Origin of the sequence: Belliella baltica DSM 15883 (assembly GCF_000265405.1) — a bacterium.
GTDB lineage: Bacteria > Bacteroidota > Bacteroidia > Cytophagales > Cyclobacteriaceae > Belliella > Belliella baltica.
This window is the reverse complement of sequence record NC_018010.1, coordinates 4,026,128-4,047,350: the sequence shown is the minus strand read 5'-3', so window position 1 is coordinate 4,047,350 and position 21,223 is coordinate 4,026,128. Positions and strand designations below refer to the sequence as shown.

General features: G+C 36.3%; 23 protein-coding genes. 10 read left to right on the top strand and 13 right to left on the bottom strand.

The features are described 5' to 3' along the window. Positions 1 to 10 precede the first annotated feature (10 nt). From porQ to BELBA_RS18320, 5 genes are all read right to left on the bottom strand, one after another. A complete protein-coding gene (gene porQ / locus BELBA_RS18340; protein ID WP_014774174.1) occupies positions 11 to 1,030 on the bottom strand; it encodes a type IX secretion system protein PorQ in 1,020 nt (339 codons plus the stop codon). Then, positions 1,027 to 3,504 (bottom strand): endopeptidase La, encoded by a 2,478-nt coding sequence (lon, locus tag BELBA_RS18335; protein WP_014774173.1) that lies wholly within the window; start codon positions 3,502 to 3,504, stop codon positions 1,027 to 1,029. The genes porQ and lon overlap by 4 nt, the downstream gene beginning before the upstream one ends. 213 nt (positions 3,505 to 3,717) lie before the next feature. After that, complete coding sequence (locus BELBA_RS18330; RefSeq protein WP_014774172.1) at positions 3,718 to 4,968, bottom strand: hypothetical protein; 1,251 nt, start codon at positions 4,966 to 4,968, stop codon at positions 3,718 to 3,720. 100 nt (positions 4,969 to 5,068) lie between these two features. Further along, positions 5,069 to 6,388, bottom strand: coding sequence for an RIP metalloprotease RseP (gene rseP / locus BELBA_RS18325; RefSeq protein ID WP_014774171.1), 1,320 nt, complete (start codon positions 6,386 to 6,388; stop codon positions 5,069 to 5,071). Between the two features lie 3 nt (positions 6,389 to 6,391). Then, complete coding sequence (locus BELBA_RS18320; RefSeq protein ID WP_014774170.1) at positions 6,392 to 7,558, bottom strand: 1-deoxy-D-xylulose-5-phosphate reductoisomerase; 1,167 nt, start codon at positions 7,556 to 7,558, stop codon at positions 6,392 to 6,394. 210 nt (positions 7,559 to 7,768) lie between these two features. Between BELBA_RS18320 and BELBA_RS18315 the strand changes: the two genes are divergently transcribed. The 10 genes from BELBA_RS18315 to BELBA_RS19780 all read left to right on the top strand — a co-directional run bounded on the left by BELBA_RS18315 (position 7,769) and on the right by BELBA_RS19780 (position 16,292). Continuing rightward, positions 7,769 to 9,208: a S1C family serine protease gene (locus BELBA_RS18315; protein ID WP_014774169.1), complete on the top strand. Its 1,440-nt coding sequence runs from the start codon at positions 7,769 to 7,771 to the stop codon at positions 9,206 to 9,208. Between the two features lie 246 nt (positions 9,209 to 9,454). After that, on the top strand, positions 9,455 to 9,868 hold the full coding sequence (locus BELBA_RS18310) for a nucleotidyltransferase substrate binding protein (protein ID WP_014774168.1): 414 nt from the start codon (positions 9,455 to 9,457) through the stop codon (positions 9,866 to 9,868). A gap of 204 nt (positions 9,869 to 10,072) precedes the next feature. After that, positions 10,073 to 11,359 (top strand): hypothetical protein, encoded by a 1,287-nt coding sequence (locus BELBA_RS18305; protein ID WP_014774167.1) that lies wholly within the window; start codon positions 10,073 to 10,075, stop codon positions 11,357 to 11,359. Continuing rightward, complete coding sequence (locus BELBA_RS18300) at positions 11,360 to 11,662, top strand: hypothetical protein (protein ID WP_041779442.1); 303 nt, start codon at positions 11,360 to 11,362, stop codon at positions 11,660 to 11,662. A gap of 61 nt (positions 11,663 to 11,723) precedes the next feature. Further along, positions 11,724 to 12,176: a DUF6444 domain-containing protein gene (locus BELBA_RS20285; RefSeq protein ID WP_157466129.1), complete on the top strand. Its 453-nt coding sequence runs from the start codon at positions 11,724 to 11,726 to the stop codon at positions 12,174 to 12,176. Next, entirely contained in the window at positions 12,059 to 13,165 is a 1,107-nt protein-coding gene (gene tnpC / locus BELBA_RS18290) for an IS66 family transposase (RefSeq protein ID WP_083833718.1), read from the top strand. The genes BELBA_RS20285 and tnpC overlap by 118 nt, the downstream gene beginning before the upstream one ends. A gap of 18 nt (positions 13,166 to 13,183) precedes the next feature. Then, positions 13,184 to 13,552 (top strand): hypothetical protein, encoded by a 369-nt coding sequence (locus BELBA_RS18285; RefSeq protein ID WP_041779440.1) that lies wholly within the window; start codon positions 13,184 to 13,186, stop codon positions 13,550 to 13,552. A gap of 47 nt (positions 13,553 to 13,599) precedes the next feature. Then, positions 13,600 to 14,313 carry an ABC transporter ATP-binding protein gene (locus BELBA_RS18280; protein WP_014774165.1) on the top strand — a complete coding sequence of 238 codons (714 nt, stop codon included), beginning with the start codon at positions 13,600 to 13,602 and terminating at the stop codon, positions 14,311 to 14,313. Then, the gene (locus BELBA_RS18275; RefSeq protein ID WP_014774164.1) at positions 14,306 to 15,970 is read left to right on the top strand and encodes a putative ABC exporter domain-containing protein; all 1,665 of its coding nucleotides are present in this window, start codon (positions 14,306 to 14,308) and stop codon (positions 15,968 to 15,970) included. Before BELBA_RS18280 ends, BELBA_RS18275 begins: the two co-directional genes overlap by 8 nt. Before the next feature lie 151 nt (positions 15,971 to 16,121). Continuing rightward, positions 16,122 to 16,292 (top strand): hypothetical protein, encoded by a 171-nt coding sequence (locus BELBA_RS19780; RefSeq protein ID WP_157466128.1) that lies wholly within the window; start codon positions 16,122 to 16,124, stop codon positions 16,290 to 16,292. Between the two features lie 1,726 nt (positions 16,293 to 18,018). On the opposite strand, the gene BELBA_RS18260 is transcribed toward BELBA_RS19780, so the two are convergent. The 8 genes from BELBA_RS18260 to BELBA_RS18230 all read right to left on the bottom strand — a co-directional run bounded on the left by BELBA_RS18260 (position 18,019) and on the right by BELBA_RS18230 (position 20,875). Further along, entirely contained in the window at positions 18,019 to 18,216 is a 198-nt protein-coding gene (locus BELBA_RS18260; protein WP_014774160.1) for a hypothetical protein, read from the bottom strand. 29 nt (positions 18,217 to 18,245) lie between these two features. Further along, positions 18,246 to 18,413 (bottom strand): hypothetical protein, encoded by a 168-nt coding sequence (locus tag BELBA_RS19920; RefSeq protein ID WP_014774159.1) that lies wholly within the window; start codon positions 18,411 to 18,413, stop codon positions 18,246 to 18,248. Positions 18,414 to 18,517: 104 nt separating this feature from the next. Next, positions 18,518 to 18,730, bottom strand: coding sequence for a hypothetical protein (locus tag BELBA_RS18255; protein WP_014774158.1), 213 nt, complete (start codon positions 18,728 to 18,730; stop codon positions 18,518 to 18,520). 1 nt (position 18,731) lies between these two features. Next, positions 18,732 to 19,031, bottom strand: a complete 300-nt coding sequence (locus BELBA_RS18250; RefSeq protein WP_157466126.1) for a hypothetical protein — start codon at positions 19,029 to 19,031, stop codon at positions 18,732 to 18,734. Beyond that, a complete protein-coding gene (locus BELBA_RS18245) occupies positions 18,989 to 19,192 on the bottom strand; it encodes an ABC transporter ATP-binding protein/permease (protein WP_041779438.1) in 204 nt (67 codons plus the stop codon). Before BELBA_RS18245 ends, BELBA_RS18250 begins: the two co-directional genes overlap by 43 nt. Continuing rightward, a complete protein-coding gene (locus BELBA_RS18240) occupies positions 19,185 to 19,706 on the bottom strand; it encodes a cysteine peptidase family C39 domain-containing protein (protein ID WP_041779437.1) in 522 nt (173 codons plus the stop codon). The genes BELBA_RS18245 and BELBA_RS18240 overlap by 8 nt, the downstream gene beginning before the upstream one ends. Further along, on the bottom strand, positions 19,703 to 20,242 hold the full coding sequence (locus BELBA_RS18235; protein ID WP_014774157.1) for a peroxiredoxin family protein: 540 nt from the start codon (positions 20,240 to 20,242) through the stop codon (positions 19,703 to 19,705). The genes BELBA_RS18240 and BELBA_RS18235 overlap by 4 nt, the downstream gene beginning before the upstream one ends. Before the next feature lie 3 nt (positions 20,243 to 20,245). Next, positions 20,246 to 20,875, bottom strand: a complete 630-nt coding sequence (locus BELBA_RS18230) for a hypothetical protein (protein WP_014774156.1) — start codon at positions 20,873 to 20,875, stop codon at positions 20,246 to 20,248. Positions 20,876 to 21,223: the final 348 nt, after the last annotated feature.

Below are 21,223 nucleotides of genomic sequence, written 5' to 3'. Positions count from 1 at the left end.
TTTTCTGACGTTAAAACGTTCTTTTTTTATTAATTGCTGTAGAAATTCCAAATATGTTAGAACCTCCAGGAATATTATAAAACATCCTTGCGTAGGACAATTCAAATTGCTTTACTTTGAAAGCAAAGCCTCCTGTAAAACCTCCTGCTCCTGCGCCATTAGTAGTCTCAAATTCTTTTCGGATTAAATGGTTGTAGCCTAATCTAAGGTGAAATTGTTCAGACGGTAAAATCTCAACACCTAGCACTGCTCTTCTAAACAACTTATCAACTCCTCCTATTTCATCATTGTTTCTGAAAGGATCAGATATAAAGAAATCTTGTTCTTTTCCTTGAAGATTTCTAAGGGCAATATGAAATCTAAAAGGAGCAAATTCCGGCTTGTAACTAGCTCCAATGCGTATATCAGACGGGATTTGTAAGTTTTGACCTTCTATATAATTACTCAGATTGAAACCGATATTTCTAGCATTGATGGCTAAGATCAAATCTTTTTCGGGATGGTGATAATTGATTCCAAAGTCAAATGCAAAAGCGTAAGCCTGATATCCCTCCAAAACTGATCCCAAAATTTTAAAATTTGTACCATATTGAAAAACACCTTGCCTTTTTGAATACCCTACAGTTAATGCAAATTCATTAGCTGAGAAGCTTCCTGTAGCCATTCCAATCTGATCATAGCCTTCAAATTCCCCATAATTGAAATACTGAAGTCCTATTCCAATGATTCCATTTCGAATTCCTTCGAAATTGTAGCCTAATGTGGCAACATTAATACCTCCAGGGAAATTAAGATAATGAAAGGCTGGGGTTTGGATTCTGCTGCTATCCAATAATGCTGGATTTGACAAAAACATTAGCGGATCATTTCCTGCGGTAAGGTTTACGCCTCCGAGAGCAGCAAGTTTCGCATGTGAGGGATTGTCAATAAAATTAAAAGCAGCTGTAGAAGTTTGTCCCAAAGTCTCTTGCAGGGATATCAAAAGACAGCCCAGCAAGAACAATTGGGTATATACAAACTTTATTTTCAATTGGAATTGTTTTCACTTGAGAAAGTGAATTTCATAGGGTCCTCAACTTTTGCTTTCAATAAAGCTATTTCTAAGACATCTTCAACTTTATCTACAAAATGGAAGGTAATTCCTTTGATGTATTGCTCGTCGATTTCTTCTATGTCCCTTTTGTTTTTCTGACAAAGAATAATTTCCTTCAAGCCGGCTCTTCGTGCAGCAAGGATTTTTTCTTTGATCCCACCTACAGGCATTACCTTACCTCTCAAAGTAATTTCACCAGTCATAGCGATCTTATTTTTCACCTTTCTTTGAGTGAAAAGTGAAGCCATAGCGGTCAGCATGGTGATTCCTGCAGAAGGGCCATCTTTTGGAACTGCACCTGCAGGGACATGTACATGTAGATCATATTGATCAAACACACGATAATCAATCCCTAATTTTTCAGCTTTTGATTTTAAGTAGGATAGAGCTGTCATAGCAGACTCTTTCATCACATCACCAAGTTGGCCAGAAAGCGTAAGTTTACCCTTTCCTCTACTTAAGGCAGTTTCGATAAATAATATTTCGCCACCAACTGAAGTCCAAGCTAAACCAGTAACTACACCAGCAACGCTATTGTCTTGATATGATTCTTTGTCGAAAATCTCTCCTCCTAAAATCTTTCTAACAGCATCAGTAGTTACTTTTTTCTGATACTCCTCTTCCATGGCGATAGATTTCGTGATATTTCTTACTACTTTTCCAATAGCTCTTTCCAAGTTTCTTACACCTGATTCTCGAGTATAGTCTTCGATGATTTTTATAATTGCATTTTTATCGAAGCTGATATCGCTAGCTTTGAGTCCATGCTCTTTTCTTTGTTTAGGAATCAAATGCTTTTTGGCAATTTCAAGTTTTTCCTCCATGGTATAGCCAGTCACTTCTATGATTTCCATCCTATCTCTTAAGGCAGGCTGAATAGAATCTAGTGAGTTTGCAGTAGCGATGAATAAAACCTTCGAAAGGTCATATTCCACTTCCAGATAGTTATCTGTGAAAGTGCTATTTTGTTCTGGGTCTAAAACCTCCAAAAAGGCAGAAGATGGATCACCTCTAAAGTCTGAACTTAATTTATCTATTTCATCCAAGACATAAACAGGATTGCTTGTCTTGACTTTTTTCATGTTTTGAATAATCTTGCCAGGCATTGCTCCGACATAGGTTTTTCTATGTCCTCGAATTTCTGCTTCATCATGAACACCACCCAAAGACATCCTGATATATTTTCTTCCCAAAGCTTTTCCTATGGATTTTCCAAGCGAAGTTTTCCCAACTCCTGGAGGGCCATAAAGGCAAAGAATCGGGCCTTTTAGATCATTTTTAAGCTTTAAGACAGCAAGGTATTCAATGACCCTTTCTTTGACTTTTTCTAAGCCATGATGATCCTTGTCTAAGATGTTTTTGGCTCTCTTGAGATCAAAGTTATCATCTGTGAATTCATTCCATGGTAATTCAACCAAGGTCTCTGCATAATTGAGAGCGATAGGGTATTCAGCTGCTGATGGATTGATTCTTAGGATTTTATCAAGTTCTTTTTCAAAATGTTGAGCAACAGTTTTTGGCCATTTTTTCAAGGCTCCTTTTATTCTTAGCTCTTCAACCTCTTTTTCAGGACCTTCTTCACCAAGTTCAGTTTGAAGGACTTTCATTTGTTGACGAAGGAAATAATCCCGCTGCTGCTGATCAATATCTGTATGTACTTTTTTCTGAATTTCACTTTTCAGTTCCAGCATTTGGATATCCTTCATCATGAATTCCAAAAGTAAAGTAGCTCTTTCAACTCCATCATTAATTTCCAGAAGCTTTTGTTTGGCTTCTACAGGGGCATTGATGTTGGAAGATAAGAAATGGGTAAGAAAAGGAGTGTTGTCAATATTGTCAAGTGCTACTTGAGCTTCCCTTGGAATTTCAGGGTTGAGGTGGAGAATTTTAGCTGCCGCATCTTTCAAGGACTCCTCTAGCGCCTCAATTTTCTTATTATTTTTTGGAAAATTTTCCTCTAAATAGTCAGCCTTCGCAGTGAAATATGGATCCTCAGTAAGGGTTTCTGAAATTTTAAAACGCTTTTTACCTTGAATAATGATCGTTGTATTTCCATCAGGAAGCACAATCATTTTGATAATTTTAGCCAATGTTCCTACGTGATAGATATCATCCCAAGATGGATCATCATTGTTTGGATTAACTTGGGCACAGACACCGATCAACTTATCTCCTCGCTGAGCTTTTTTTACTAGTTTGATAGATCGCTGTCTGCCAACTGTAATTGGGATGACTACCCCTGGGAATAAAACAGTGTTTCTAACTGAAAGAATTGGGATGACAGATGAGTAGCTATCTTGTTGTGTGGCATCATCACCTTCATCGTCTGTTATCAATTGAATGAGGTCACCCTCACCAGCATAATCTCCTACCATTAATGATTGATATAATTGATTTTCAAAATTGTTCATATAGACAATATGACAGTCAAACTGTCATGTTATTATTAAAATAAGAAAGAACCCTCAATTTAAGAAGGTTCTTCCAATTAATTCAAGCCTTATGCCAAGGTTATTTTATCGGCATTTTGTCATGATACCTAATTTTGTATTTTCGTTTTAATATTTGGCCAAAAGAATAAAAATATTTTCTGTTAAATAAGTTTCAGATTGATTTTAGTGTTATTAAGGCTTTCTAAATGAATAACCTATCAAGAAAGTTTGGGAAGTATGATTCAGCATGCTTGTATGAGGTATGATTGTTTGTCCTGCATTTGATGCAAAGTTAAAACTCGCTTCAACTGTAATCCGACTTTTTGAAGATTTAACAAGTATTGCTCCAAGTTTTAAACCTATACCAATGTTTGTTTTTGGCATATCGAAAAATTGGTTTTCGAAGTATTCTGTAGCGTTATTAGTAGTTCTTCTTTGTTCCCAAGTAGATACTGTACTTTCAAAGAAATTGAATTTGCTCTTTGGCCCAACTCCACCGTAAAAGTCAATTTTTTCACTTTTGTAAAAGGTGTAATTTACATACCATTGAAATTCTATTGAATTCAAATTATAATTATTTGCACCAGTGTAAGCGTATACATTGTTTTCATAGAAAGTACGGACAATGTTTTTTTGTGTGCTAAAAGCTAACATTAAGTCCATAGATAATCTTGGGTATTTTCTAAAGCTATCTAGCCTTATTCCTCCAGAGAATACAGGAACTATAGGTTTTTCTATCTCAAAAGATATGGGAAATATACCGAATTGTTCAATGTGAAAATTGTTATAACTCATTCCTACCTGACCATAGAAATTAAGTAAAAAATTTGGCCTATTATCTGTAAAGCTTTGGCTATTTGTTTCTTTACACAGATGGTATTTTGTTAAAAATTCCACCAAATTATCATCTTTGAGTTGGATTTTCTGCAAATCTTTTTGCAAAGCATTTCGACACTCATCGCTCAATAACACTGAAATAATTCCAATATATTTTTTGTTTTTAACGTTACTCTTATTTGTTAAAGAAGTATTGGCAATGTCAGTTTGGCTTAGTTCTAAGATTTGACCATCTTGCTTTTCAAGGTAAAATATCCCATCTGATTTTAACAAATCAAATTCCCCCTTAAATAATAGTTGTACAAAGTTTAATTCTTGAGAGATGGTCGTATTGCTAAGATATTTACTAATATACTTCTCGTTATTTTCTAATAGAAAGCTATCAACTTCTACAGATGAATACTTTGTCATTACTCGATCTTCACTTAGAAGCAGAATTTCATCAAACTTTTCTTTATTTTTAAAAATGATGTTTCCAATTTTTTGAGTCCCATCTTTCAAATAAAGAATGTCTTTTGATGGAATCTCTTTTTGTCCTTGGGCTACATTACAAATAAGTAATCCTAACAAAAATAATAAGCTAAAAAGCGCGTAGTTTTTTATCATAAATCGGAAATAAATTCACCAATTCTAACTAAAAAATAATTAAAAAAAATAGGTCAAAGAAAATTTTCTTTGACCTATCCATATTTATTTAAAATTTTATTTAACCACCTGTAAATAACTTCAAAATATCATTTCCTATTGCAAATACCATTAATGCCAAAAGCATGACCATACCGACTTTTTGAGCGTTTTCAAGGAATTTGTCTGATGGAGATTTTCCTGAAATCATTTCATAGAGTAAGAATACTACATGACCTCCATCCAATGCTGGAATAGGCAATAAATTCATAAATGCTAAGATCATGGAGATCAATCCCGTGATACTCCAGAATTTTGTCCAATCCCATTTGTTGCCATAAATCTTCGCCATCCCAATAGGTCCAGATACATTCTTCGCAGAAACTTCTCCAGTAAACATTCTTCCCAACGCTTTGGCATTGATGATTACAACGCCAAATGCTCTTTCTGTCCCCTTCGTTACAGACTCAGCAAACCCGAATTTTTTAGTAACGGGCTCCAGTAATGGATTGATTTGAATTCCAATTGTCCCTTCTTCTGATACGTTTGCAGCTTTTTCTATTTGCTGACCGTTTCTATCTACTGTGAGTTTGGCAGATGTATTGGATGCATCAGCCAAAGCCAATTGAAGTTCATCAAAATATTTGACCGGCTTATCATTTACAGCAAGAATCTTATCTCCTTTTTGCAATCCTACTCGCTCAGCTTCTTCTCCTTTGGTGATTTCCAATATCTCGAATGGCATTCTGATATTGATGAAATTAGACATGCTTTCTTCATTGGAGAAGGAATTGATAAATCCTCTTGGGATTTCTACTTTCAGGATTTCTCCATTGCGCTCCACAGTATAATAACCATCTGTACTTAATAATGCTTCGCCTCCGCTTAGTTCTGATAAGCTTTTATATGGTTCACCGTTAATGTCAAGAATCTTGTCCCCATCCTGAAAACCTATTTGCTTTCCAATGTCATAAGCTACGATACCATGTTCTACAATCTGCTCTTGAGAGTAATAAGTTTCACCTTTTTGATAAACCAAAACGACGAAAATCAATACTCCCGTAATGACATTGACGATAATACCACCAAGCATGACTATCAATCTTTGCCAAGCTGGCTTAGACCTGAATTCCCAAGGTTGTGGTTCTGCACTCATTTGTTCCGAATCCATAGATTCATCTACCATTCCTGAGATTTTTACAAAACCACCTAAAGGAATAGCCCCTATAGAATACTCTGTTTCTCCCCATTGAAAACCTATGATTTTTGGTGGGAAACCGATGGAGAATTTTTCTACTCTCATGCCAAACATTTTGGCTGTAAGTAAGTGACCTAATTCATGAAGGCCAACTAAAATTGATAAACCCAGTAACAACTGAGCTACCATAATTAATGTATCCATTGTTTAAATTTTACTCTTGATTAATTCTTTTGAGATAATTCTTGTCAATCTGTCTGTCTCTACAAAATCTTGTAAACTTGGACTTTTTATGAAATCTATTTTTTCCAAAGATGTTGCAATTAGGTCTGACATTTCGAGAAAACCAATTTCTTCCCTCAAAAATGCAGCCACTGCGATTTCATTGGCAGCATTTAAGACACATGGAGCATTCCCTCCTCTAGCCAATGACTCGTAAGCCAAACGGAGATTTTGGAAGGTTTCCATGTCGGGCTGCTCAAAGGTCAAATTCGGATATTGCGCGAAACTGAACCTAGGTAAATCTGATTTCAATCTTTCAGGGAAACTTAATGCAAATTGAATAGGAATACGCATATCAGGGAGCCCAAGTTGTGCTTTGATCGATCCATCTTCAAATTGTACCAAGCTATGTACGATAGATTGTGGATGTACGATGACTTCAATTTGTTCTGTCTGAATGCCAAACAGCCATTTTGCCTCTATAACTTCAAGTCCCTTGTTCATCAATGAAGCTGAGTCAATGGTGATTTTAGCACCCATGTCCCAATTAGGATGTTTGAGTGCTTCTGCTTTGGTGACCGTTTCTAAATAACGCCTGTCTTTCCCTCTAAATGGCCCTCCTGAGGCTGTTAAAATAATTTTTTCAATTGGATTGTGAAATTCTCCTACCAAACACTGAAAAATTGCTGAGTGCTCTGAATCTACTGGATAAATGTTTACCCCCTTTTCTCGTGCAAATCTTGTGACTAATTCACCTGCAACTACTAGCGTTTCTTTGTTTGCTAAGGCGATCTGTTTTCCACTTTCTATAGCTTTGATGGTTGGAATCAGGCCTGAATAACCGACCAATGCAGTCAAAACCACATCTATGGTATCCATTTCTACTACTTGTGCCAAAGCTTTTTCTCCAGCATAGACTTTGATATCTAAGGGAACTAAAACCTCTCTAACTTTATCGTAGAGTGTCTCATTGACAATGACTACACAATTAGGCTTGAATTCTATGGCTTGTTGGATCAACAAATCTGCATTATTTTGAGCAGTAAGTACTTCTACTTCAAATTTATCTTGATGCGATTTGATTACGTCCAAGGTTTGGGTTCCTATACTCCCGGTAGAGCCTAAGATGGCAACTCGTTTTTTTTCTGACATGAATAGAATTTAATTTTTGGCAATTTGGGTTTGTATTCAATTTCCCTTCAAGCTTAAGACTGACAAAATTACAAGGTTCATAGACTTTTCCTTGTGATTTTTCAGTCTTTTTGACCTTTCATGCGCTTGGCATGGAAATAGGTGAATTTTTTAACTTATTTTAATATTTCTTTTTAACCGAAAAATCGGAGAAACGTTAAAAATTACATGATGAAAAATTTCAAGATAATTGCTTTAGCATTTATATCCGGCCTAGCAGGAGCCTGGGTATTTCAAGAGTTTTTGGCAAATTCAGCTCAGGAGATTTCTCAATTTCCAGCCCAAGAATATTTTCAAAAGCAACAAGTCAATTATGAAGCTGATGTCAATTTGGCATCGACATTTTCCACTGCTGTAGATTTTACAGAAGCTTCAGAAGTGAGCACTCCCTCTGTTGTTTTCATAAAGAATTTTTCAGGTACAGATTATAAAAGATATAGTATTTTTGACTATTTTTTTGGAACAGGACCAAATCAGCGGGTGAGTACAGGTTCAGGAGTTATCATAAGTGGAGATGGCTACATCATCACCAATAATCATGTGATTGAAAGAGCAGAGACTCTGGAAGTGGTTCATCAAAAGAGAACATATCAAGCCAAGCTTATCGGAACAGATAAAAACACCGATATTGCAGTATTAAAAATTGAAGCTTCCAATCTTCCAGCTATCAAAAAAGGAAGTAGTAGGAATTTGAAAATAGGAGAGTGGGTCATAGCAGTTGGAAATCCATTTAACTTAACTTCGACAGTCACAGCAGGGATCGTGTCTGCCAAAGAGAGACAAATCAATATTTTAGGAGGAGATTTTCCATTAGAATCATTCATTCAAACCGACGCTCCTATCAACCCTGGGAATTCAGGTGGCGCTTTGGTCAACACTGAGGGGGAATTGGTAGGGATCAATACAGCGATTTTGTCAAGGACAGGTTCTTATACAGGTTATGGATTTGCTGTTCCTGTTGATATTGCCATGAAGATTGCTAATGACTTAATCAAATTTGGTGAAGTACAAAAGGCAATTCCAGGTGTGGATGTTGTAGAAATTACTCCTGAGTTGGCAGAAGAAATGAAGCTCAATACTTTAGACGGAGTGATTGTGACCAATGTATTAAGAGGAGGAGCGGCCGAAAAAGCTGGGATTCAAAAGAATGATGTAATTACCAGAATTGAAGGATTTAATGTCACAGGAAAAGGGAGTTTTGAAGAAGTATTATCCTACTATTATCCTGGCGACAAGCTTAATTTTACCCTTCAAAGAAACTCGAACATAAAAACAACATCACTTACCCTTCAAAATTTAGATGGAGGCACGGGAATTTTGAAAAGGGAATTTTATACTTCTACACTTTTGGGTGCTAGACTTGAGGCAATCAATGCCATTGAAAGAGACCGCTTAGGTGTTAGTGGAGGAGTCAAGATTGTAGGGCTGACGAGAGGATATTTGAGAGATCTAGGATTGAATAATGGCTTTGTGCTAACTCAAATCAATGGAGATCCAGTTTCAAAACCTGAAAAAGTTGGAGAATTTCTCGAAAAATTTAGCGGACGATTGCTTTTAGAAGGCTTTGTGCCAAATGGTCAGCCTTTTATGCAAAGTTATAGCGTGAGGTAGGGTTGGAGGCTAGTTTAGATACGTGAGATATAAGATAGTCCGAAATATCGGTTGAAATAGAAGAGAAAAGAGGTAAGAATGAAGAGCCAAGAATCTGAGGATATGCTTGTTCAATTCACATTTACTCTCCGTTCTATAAAGCTCCTTTGAGGTGAAAACACTATCTAGGAAGCCTAAATCTAGAATTAAAGTGATTTTTTTCGAGGAGAAGGAGAAAAAGAGTATATTCAATAAAACTTATGAACTATGAAAACTTTGCCGTTGACTTGCGAAAAATGTTTTGCTGATTTTCAAGAAGCCTTAGAAGAACTGAAATATGTTATCAGCAATGCCAAAGTAAAAGGATTTAATGCCAAATCTGAAGCTCAAATTGTCAGAGCTTTTGAATTGACTCATGAATTAACACTAAAGACAATTACAGAGTTTTTCAGAAACCAAGGACATGGAGGTTTCACAGGTTCTAGAGATCTTACGGTGGAAGCATTTCATGAAGATTTGATTGATGATGGGCAAGGTTGGCTAGACATGATTATCTTAAGGATCAAATACAATCCAATTTATCCCGAAAACACTCAAAATGAACTAGTAAATAGGATAATTAAACAATTTGTCAATTTATTTGAAAACTTTGAAAGGAATATGGTTAAAAGATTGAGCTAGTGCCCCTTAAGATTCGAATCTAAGATTGTTTTATTTCAACTTTAAACTAGTTTTTTCTTACCTTTTGAATCCATGAGTACTGAGCCGTTGATTACAGTAACTTTTTTCTTAAATTAATTGTAGCGTTTTTAGAATCTTCCACGTCAAGGGAAAGTAAGTTGATTAAATTTTGTAATTAGTTCCTTTTTCAAAATTCCATATGATATGAAAACTACTCTCCAACACACTTCAAAATTATCATTTCTGGTAATTGCAATGCTGATTATCATCGGAATGCCAGCTTGTCAAGATCAAACAACCTCTACCTACATCTACAGAACTCAATATCCGGTTTACTTGCAAATGAATAATTTCCGAACTACTCAGGCAATCATAGAACCTGGGAAAGAGCTCGAAAATCCTGGTAAAATTTATATTTACAATGATTTTTTATTGATCAATGAACCACAAAAGGGGATTCATGTTTTAGACAATTCAAATCCTTCGAATCCTGTCAGCATCAATTTTATCAAAATTCCAGGAAATGTTGATTTGGCTGTCAATAGCAATATGCTTTATGCTGATAATTACTTGGACTTGCTAGTTTTTGATATTAGTGATCCAAGAAATATCCAACAAGTAAAGCGGGTAGAGGATGTTTTTGAGAGTATGTACACAGATCGATCAACAGGAACTTTCATGACTTTGAAAGATACAGTTTTAACTATGGACTCTGAAGTCAATCGAGGCTGGGGTTGGGGCTGGGGTACGATATTCTGGAATAGAGGAGGAATGTTTGCCATGAGTTCTGATGCCTCAGGTGGTGGAGGAGAAAGTTATGGTCAAGGTGGCTCTATGGCTCGATTTACTTTAATGAATGCACATTTATATGCAGTTGACGAGTATTCACTTCGTGTATTCAATGTAGAAAATAAAGAGCATCCAGAATATTTAAAAAATATAAGTTTAGGCTGGGGAATTGAAACGATTTTTCCTTTTCAAAACAAACTTTTTATAGGTTCTAACACAGGTATGCATATTTATGATGCAAGTAATCCTTCTGAGCCAATACAAATGTCAGTTTATCAACATGTGACTGCCTGCGATCCTGTTGTAGTCAATGAAACTTATGCATTTGTGACTTTGAGAACTGGTGTAAACTGTAGATTTGGAGTAGATGAACTTCAAATTCTAAATATTGAAGATCCTTATTCGCCTAAGTTATTAAAATCATATCCTATGGAGAATCCGCACGGACTAGGGCTAGCTGGAGATTATTTATACCTAGCAGAAGGAAAGCATGGTCTGAAAAGTTTCAATGTAGCAGATGTTATGAATATTGATAAAAATCAATTAGAATATTTGAAGTCAATGAAATCTGTAGATATCATTCCTGGTCCAAAATCACTGATAGTCATAGGTCCTGATGGAGTTTGTCAATTTGATTATTCTACTCCAAACAAGTTGGTTCAGTTAAGTTGTATCAATGTCAAAAATCCAATCATTGTCTAAGTGAAGAGATTTGTTCCAATTATCATTTTTCTATTTACCAGTCAAATTTCCTTTGCACAGAAGGAAATTGGCGCTTATATGCATCATGCAGAGATCGGAACTTTGGTAGGTACTAATGATCAAGGTACAGAAAGAATTAATTTTTCAATCCAATCTTTTCATGGCTTTCAAATAGACCCACATAATCAAATCGGATTTTTTGTTGGAGTGGATACCTATCCTGAGTTTGTAACTACTCAGGTACATTATTTACTGACCGATATTCAAGTATTTGGAGTCTTGTTGCCCTCTGTGGTGTATTGATGCGTATTTGTATGTGAATGTACGAAAATCAGCTTTAAAGTTGGTTTATCCACATTTTTTTGTGGGGAAAAACAGCGTGGATTATTGGTATTCATGGGATTATGTGCTGATATTCAGGAAACATTTCTATAGTATATTGGACCACAGGGATACGCTTATTCAGGAACTGATCAAGATGAACCTCCAGCTTATGGAGCAGGTCAAGTCTTTAAAATCTAGGGTATCCGATTTGGAAAATGAGCTTGCCCGTTACCGTAATCCCAAAAACAGCCGCAACAGCTCGGTTCCCCCTTCAAAAGACGAGAACCGCCCCAAAAAAAATCAGAGTCTCCGTCAGGATACAGGGCGCAAAACCGGCGGTCAGCCTGGACACAAAGGCCATACCCTTGAAATGACATCCTCCCCGGACATAATGAAAACCACATCCCTTTATTCTGTACCTGCTGTGGTGGTGATCTGTCGGCGGTTCCAGCAGAACTGTCCTCCAAAAGACAGGTCCTGGATCTTCCTGTGATTAAAGTGGTATGTACCGAGCATAGAATCTTTTCCAAAAACTGTTCCTGTGGAGAAAAGATCAGTGGGTCATTCCCTGACAATATCAATGCCCCCATACAGTACGGGAGCGGTGTTGAAACCATTGTCGGTTATCTGCATGCCAGACAGTATGTTCCCTATAGAAGGATGAAAGAACTTCTCAGGGACTGCTTCGGTATTAATCTCAGCGAGGGGAGTATCGATAACATTATCGGTAGGTTTGCCCGCAAGTCTGCACCAATATATGCAAAGATAAAGACGGCAGTCTCTAAAAGTCCTGTGATAGGAGCTGACGAGACTGGGGCTAAAGTGGATGGAAACAAACAGTGGGTCTGGACTTATCAGACCGAGGAACTCACCCTGTTAGCTATATCTGAATCACGTGGACTTAAGGCGATGAATACACATTTTCCCGATGGGTTCGGAAAGGCAGTATTGTGCCACGATGCATGGAGGGCATACTTCAACTATTCGGAAAACCTGCACCAGCTCTGTTGTGCACATCTGCTTAGGGAGCTCAACTACATTGTTGAACGCTATAAATCTAAATGGGCTGACAGCCTTAGGGCCCTGTTCAGGGAAGCTATCTCACTGAAGAGAAAACTCAAAAAACTACCAGATCCAGAGAATAGCAGGAGTATTGCTTCCATTGAAGAGAAGATGGATAACCTACTCGCCCAACCTGTAGAGTCAAAACATAAAGAAGCAGTATCCCTACAAAAAAGACTCCTGAAATACAGAAAGTCACTTTTTACTTTTCTCTATCACCAAAAAGTACCACCGGATAACAATGCCTCTGAAAGAGCCATACGCAACATCAAGGTGAAACAAAAAATATCAGGACAGTTCAAATCCAACAATGGAGCTGAAAACTTCAGTGTTATAAGATCCGTCGTGGATACCCTGATCAAACGTTCGGGAAATATCTTAGAAAATCTAAATCATATAGCTAATTTACAACCTGAGTAGTTACCTGAGTTTAATCTTATGCCAATGGGTTTTGGCTGGAGAAACATTTTATTTCCTGAGAAAAAATACTCTTTCTATACTAGTCTTGATCTAGGCTATGGTTCAGCATGGTTTCAGAAGAAAGAAAGAGATAATAATGTAGAAACTTGGGATGAAGGAGGTTGGATGATTAGTCCAGCAATAGGATTGAGAAAAAGCTCCAAAAAAGGAAATCTTGCTTTTACGTGGACACTTGGATTTAAAAAGCAATTTGCAGATTCCTTTGTGGGTTTACCTATCACGGGAACTGTCATACCCGTGGAAGGTATTCGTCCCGGTTATCAATCACTTTTTGAAGAAAATATTATTTTCAATAGCCTATTTATTCGTTGGGGAATAATTTTTTAGCATATATTGTAGGCTAATTCTTAGTTTGAATTTATATTCTTAGAAAAATGCTAGAAGTAATTGGTTTGGTTAAAAAATATGGAAAAGATAATGCCGTAAATGACATTTCCTTTTCTCTTCAAGGTGGAGAAGTTGTTGGTTTGCTTGGACCAAATGGAGCAGGTAAAAGTACGACTATGAAATGCATCGTGGGTCTGCTAAGGAAGACTGCGGGGGAAATTTATATCGGAGGGCATGATCATCTAAGTGTGGAAGCGAAGCGATTTTTTTCTTATATTCCTGAAACTCCCAGTGTGTATGATTTGCTTACTGTGATGGAACATATGCAGTTTATAGCTCAAGCTTATCATGTGGACAATTGGAAGGAAAAGGCTGAAAAATTGATTGAGATCTACGACCTTGGTGATAAAAAAGACAAGCTTGGTAGAGACCTTTCTAAAGGAATGCGCCAGAAAGTTTCGATTTGTTGTGCCTTGCTACCAGATCCTCAATTGTTATTTTTTGATGAGCCAATGATTGGCTTGGATCCGAAGGCGATTAGAAATACCAAAAAACTTTTCAAAGAGCTTAAAGAACAGGGGAAAACTATTTTAGTCAGCACTCACTTGATAGATTCTGTAGAAAGTATTGCAGATAGAATCATGATAATGAAAACTGGAAATATTGTTGGCAATGACACAATAGAAAACTTGAAGACGCAGATGATTGGAGATGATTCAAGTTTGGAAGATTTATTTTTAGAATTGACAAAAGATGAATGAGATAAAATTACTCTTCCGAAAAGACCTTCTAATCCTAATCAACAATATCAAGCTTATTCTCAAAAATCCATTGAGACTCTTGACTTATGTATTTGTTTTGGGTTATTTCAGTTTCTTTTATTTCCGAAGGACGAAGAAGTCTTCTGAATCTCTTCAGGAAGTAGATTTAGAGCAATTGCAAGAAGTGACCAATGCTATAGATGTCATCCCTGATGCAAAAATCTATGCAAAGCTGGCGGTGATTGGTGGGTTGACATTGATTGCGTTGGGTATTCTAATTTTCCAACTTTATAGAGCTACCAAGAAAAACATCAGCTTCTTTTCAATGGCTGATGTCAACATGCTTTTTACAGCGCCAGTCTCTCCATCTAGTATTTTGATTTATTACCTTGTAAGGTCAATTCTTCCGATTTTGGGAGGGAGTATTTTATTTACACTTTATGCCAGCGCTCAAGTAGTAGATCAGTTAGATTTGGAAGTTAGTCAATTGATTGTTATGGGCTTTGGTCTGGCGCTTTTTGTATTTATTCTGTTTCCTATAAAGTTTTTAATCTATACCCTACATACCAAATACGGGATTATGGGTTATATACAGAAGGGTGTTTTTGCATTTGGGATCATATTGCTTCTGATGATGGTGATTCCGGGATTGATGGCAGATAAGTTTTGGCATGGGATGTTTGCTTGGTTGGCATCTCCATGGTTTGACTTCTTTCCATTAGTAGGTTGGAGTAGGGCGATTATTCTCTATCCATCCCATGAAAACCTGTGGTTGGTAGGTGGATTTTCTTTTGTTTATGTACTCACTTTTTTCATGATCTTACAAGCCGTCTTGAAGCATGCAGGTTATTATTACGAAGATGTTTTGGAGTCAACCAAATCAAAGGAAGAGGCTAAAGAAAAAGTAAAGGGGAAAAAAGAGGCCTCAGAATCCGCCATGAGTCTCAATGCCAAAAAGAAACTAGATATCCCCAACTTTGGATTTGGGGCTAAGGCTTTGTATTGGAGGAATTATGTGCACAGTTCTAGACAGGATTTTCATCCATTCTTTGGCTTGTATGGATTGGGTTTTGCGGGATTGGGAATTTTGTTTGCTGGCCTGTCTAGGTTTGATTGGTTTGCACACCAAGTCATTTATTTCTACCTTTTGATCCTAATTTTTATTTATTGGATAGCCGGAATGGGAAGGAATAATGTAGGAGATTTGAAGAAGCCCTACTTTATTCTGATACCAGCATCGTGGGGAGCGAAATTTTGGAATCTAATCCGCTTGGATTTGATGCAGACCTTGATTTTCTCGGCGATTTTGATTGTCCCAACAGTATTGATAGCCAAACTGAGTCTATTGCTGATTCCTGCATTTATCTTCGCGATGCTGATGTTTTTTTTGTCGGGATTTGCGATGACTACGGTGACGAATGTAGGTTTTGAAGAAGGCTGGGACAGGAAATTGATCAAACCGGTGATGACAATAGGCGTATTGCTGTTTGGTTTTTTACCAGCTGTAGGAAGCGGTCTTTTTGTATATATCATCAGTAAGCAATTTGCCTATGGAATGATTGGGATTTGTGTAGGAATGCTGCTAGTTACTGGCGTAATGCTCCATGTAGCCATGGATTTGATTAGCAAGATTGAGTTTAAGGAGCAGGAAGGGTAGTTATGCCTGAGGCTAGCCTGAAAATTTCGAGTTTAGAAATTTTCAAGAGCACACAAATCTAGCTAGCTCATTGAATAAGCTTGCACCTGCTTAAAAAGAAAATACTTGTTGAATGGGGTAATTTTCAAAATTTGCAGAATCTATTCTCTAAATGGCGTTTTTCAGCATGGTCCTAAATAACAGAGAGCATTCGAACGCAAACAAATCATTTGGTTTTTCTCCTTTGATAAACGAGTGGCAAATGCAAAAAAGCTGCTGGAACAAGGAAAACAATAGCAATAGTGGATGGATGGAAAACTTCAGAATGCAGAAGGATTATTGAAACCAGTACCAATACCAAAATAAGTATAGCGTATAAACTCTTCTTTTCCATATTAAAACCTATTTAATTTTTATCTCAGTTATTGATTGTATCCAAACATTACTAAGAATCTAATACCTGTTGATAAATAACTAATAATAGAAATTTGGTAATGATCGGTTCATAATCAATCGAACAATTTAATTCCAAGGTTTGAATTCTAAAGTATCAATCTAAAAGAGAATATCTATAAGAAATTTCACCCTTGCTTCTTTTGTCTTTTTTCCATGATTAACTCAACCAAGCTCATGGCTATAAGTGCTGGAAAAATAAAATATAAGGCTAAAGTTCTGTCGTAGAGGAAAAGAACTAGACCTATTGAGCTTACGATTAATCTAGGAATGAATTTAATATAGCTGTTTTTATACATGATTGTATGGATGAAATAAATAAAGTCAAAATTCAACTATATTTAAGATGGAAAATACTGGGTCAATAACCTTCAACTTATTTTCGACAACCATCAAGTGTTTTAAATCTTCTGTGTATAAAACATCATATACACCCTCCAAAGCTGAAACTACTATAAATGCATCAAACATTTGAAAATTATATTTACGAATTTATTTGCAAAATAAATGGAGGAGTTTAAGACCTAATAATTTCAATCCTCAGATTTCTGCCTGCTATTATGAAATTGAATAGCTAAGAAAATATAGGAAAGTAAGGGGATAATTACCAAGAGAAAAACGTGCCTGTCATATTCAAACTCTATAATGTCTAACCATAGAATCATCTGAAACATGAAAAAAACTAAACCAATCATTCTTAAAGGCTTAGCTATTTTAACAGTTTTCTCGAATTGATTAAATGGATTCATAACTTTTGATTATTTTTTTTTCAGAAGGAAAAAGGCTTAAACAAATTATCGAAACTTGCATTATTAGCAATTTTCGATAATTATTCATTTCAACTATAACCCCTTCATAAACAACTAAGGCCAAATCAAGACCCTAGAATAGAAAAAGCCTTTAGAGCATGGTGCTATTCCATTAATTGGGTTAGTACATTTAACCAGTTCTAATCACAAATATTAAAAACTCATTATTCTAAAGACTCAGATTTCTTCTGCATAATAATGCCTATTGACATTATGAGAACTAAAATGAACAAAATAACAGCAGAAGAATAGGAATCATATTTAAATTGCAAAAAATCACAATAGATTGCCAATTGAATCGAAAATAATATCACGCCGATCGCTCTCAGTATTATTTTCAATTTCTTATTATTATCTGATTTGGGTATTCTATTCATTTTTTTCTCTTGATAATAAATGGCAAATGAAAAAAAGCTGCTGGAACAAGAAAAACAACAGCTACAGTAGATGGATGGAAAACTTCATAATGCATAAGGAAAATTGAAATCACTACCAAAAACAAACTAATAATACTGTATATTTTTTGATTTTCCATTTTATACATATTCTTCATTTGATACAACTAAGACTAAATGAAAAATAAGCATAAATTATCATCTATGCTTATTTTAAATAATTTGAATACTTACCTTTAACTTACTCTTAATTAGTTATTTGATTTTTTCAAATTCAGAGTTGAATATATGGTAATTGATAATGCTACAAAAGCACTTGCAATAATCCATTTGTTTAATCCAACCGAAGTGAATACATGTAAACAAAATATACTTAAACTATAAATCGCTAGCAAACAAATTAAACTTCTCATCACGTAATTGCATAAACAGCACAACCCAAACCTATAATTGATCCAGCTACCAACGCAGCTTGACCAGGTGGGTTCCACCAATTAGCTAAAGCCCCTACACCATATGTTGCAGCAACTATACCAAAACCGCTACAAAAACTATCTACAGCACCTCCAGCTGAAACAGTTACTAATACTTCAGAATTTAACACTTTCATTTTAAATTACTTTAATTTTTAAATACTTTTTAAACTTCAACAGGATGACAAGTAGTCAACCAATACGCATATGCCGCATACCCAGAAACTAAGCCGCCCCATCCAAAAAATATTGCACCTGCAACACCTGCCCCAGCCACAAATGCCGCACCACCTTCAAGGGAACAATCAAGTGCCCCTCCACTCACCATTTCCATTCTTTCAACATTTAACTCTCTCTTAACAAATTTAATTTATTTGGTTGATAATTTATTTAACTATATCACAATTTTAATCTCAACCCACTGCAATTTCCTTGCAGTCATTCATTTTTTTCAGTAAAAACATAACTTTTTTTCTCTTTACTGTAGCAAATTTCACAATTCATAGCCAACCGTAAATCATCCAATATATTGTACACCATTCTTTCTTTGAGGCCGAGGCTTTTTGCCAGCTCCTTTGGCCCACCCGTCTTTTTTTTCTCGATCAACTCTATCAGGAGCTTAGTCCGTTCGTAATACTTCAATCCTGCCATCTTATCTCCAGTTTGGTTCCAACATATTTTGATAGGCCCTGCTTAGCAGATTCTCCCTTTGCAATAATTCACCCGCTTTGCCATGGGCAGAGATTTGACCCTGTTCCAAGATCAGTACCCGATCCATACCTGCTGCCAAGGTTGGCTGATGGGTGATCAGTAAAAGTGATGCACCTGTGTTGCTCACATACTCCCGCACCAGTGCCTGAACCTTCCTCTCTGTCCCGTAATCCATCGCCGTTGTGGCTTCGTCGAGGATCAGAATCTTTGGTTTTCTGACCATGGCTCTAGCCAGACCCACAAGTTGCGCTGCCCGCCAGAGAGATTCCTGCCGTCTTCTCCACAGAGCGTCAATACTCCCTGTGGCAATCCTGCAAACAAATCCCACCAACCCAATTCTTGGAGCAGTCTTGCTGAAGTTTCCAACTCTTCTTGGGTATTGCTCAAAGCTATATTATCCAAAACAGAACTGTTGAATATCTTCTGCAATCAGGAATTTGAACCAATCCATTTTGGAGTTGGATTGGATTTTTTGGGTTTGGAACTTTTCGGTAGGATTTACTTGTAGCAAAATATTAGATTTCCAAATATCCATCAGCTCTGCTTCATTCAAAGAAACAATTCCCACTCCGGGATCATTCAGCCAGAACCTTTCTCCATCAAAGCCAAAGCAAACTATATAATGCTCTCTTACCTTGTCCATGACCACATGCAGAATCACTGGAGCTTCCTGTTCTTTCAGGTGTTTGACTTCAGCTTCAAAGCCTTTTGCCTCCAATCCAATCTCAGCGGCTGCCTGGATTAAACCAAGGAGTGTGGTTCCAGACATGGTTGTCCCGCTTACATCACGTAGCTTTTCCTGGGTTACTTCTCCACCATAATATTTGGAGATGGTACTCAGGCAAGCCAAGCCACAGGCATATTCTCCCAATTGGGTTACATGAAACTTCTTTAGTTTGGATATCGCTACTTTCATTTTTCTCCCTCCTTTCTCTCCAAAAGCTTATCCAAAAGAATGTCCAATTTTACCGGACCTTGGTAGTTGGCAATTAATTCCCCTTTGGAATCATAGCAAAAAACACTTGGCACAGATTTGACCCCGAGATAGGCCGAAAGCTTCATTTCCTCATCCAATGCCACTTTTATATTTGACTCGGAGACAAATGGATATTCATCCATAAACCCTTCCAACTCTTCTATTTCTTGAAAGCTTGCCAAAAGTATATTGATTTGCCCAAATTCAGTAAATCGCTCATTGAGTGAATTGAGTTCTATCTTGCATATTTCACAGGTAGAGTTGAAATAAATGATAAGCAATGGACTTCCAGCTGCAAAATCACTGATTAAGAATGGCTCTTCATCGAAAGATTTTAGCCGAATATTAGGAACAATTTGAATCTGCTCTTTTATCTGTGCTATATTTTCTGATTTCCTCTGATACTTCCAAGCAAAAAGACCCAACATGCCCAGCATCCCAACAACTATAAACAACAAAACTATTTTCCTTACCATGGCTTATGTAAAGTTTAGGGTTAAAAACAAGATCAAAATCAACCAAAAGCTCATAGAAAAAAGATATGAGCCCAATACAACTTTGGAACTTTCAGCTTTCTTGATTTCAATTTCTTGACTAAAGAAATAAATCAATAAAAAGATGTAAATGATTTCAAATACATTCAGCAACTGTAATGGATAGTACCACAATGGCTGAATTGCCTCTGGGTCTAGAAAACTCAAAACCGACAAAGGATAAAAAAGTGAAAATTCCGTATAAGTAAAATCGTAAAATGGCCCAAATGCAACTTTTACCATCCCTGCCAATACAATGATACTTTCTGCATACACCGCTACCTTGAACAAACTCCCCAACTTAACACCTTGGTGCCTATTGGCAAAGAAAAGTCCTGCATACAGCACTAAAGCCATCAGAAAACACTTAATCGTCAAAAGCGCCAAAGTGAGTAAGGCTGAAAATTTACTCCAGTACCTCATTTCCTCCAGCATATCCAAAAGGACGTTTTCTGGGATCTCAATATCAATTTGACTGGCCAATTCTGCGGTCAGCATGGACTCTGTATCCAATAGCAAGTAACCCATCACAAAAAGCCCTACCGCATAAAAAACCAACAATCCAAAATCCTTCATAATTCACCAATTAAAATATCAATATACCTTTGATCAAAAACTAAATCCTAAAAACAAGGAATTGTCAATTATAGAACACAATAAATAAATTTCAAAATTTTGCTTACAATCACTAGCTAAAAATATCGTTGAATTGTACTTTTATTAGTTTAAATTTTAGAATATAATTCTAAACGAAAATTACCCCTCCCCCTAAAAGAAATATAATTTTTAAATATAACAGAAATCAGTATTTTATACTTAATTCAGTAATTTCATTTTTTTTATGAGTACAATTTTCATAAGAAACTAAAATAACAAAATAATCATGGTGATAATCATACAAGATAACATCTTTCATAGGGGATT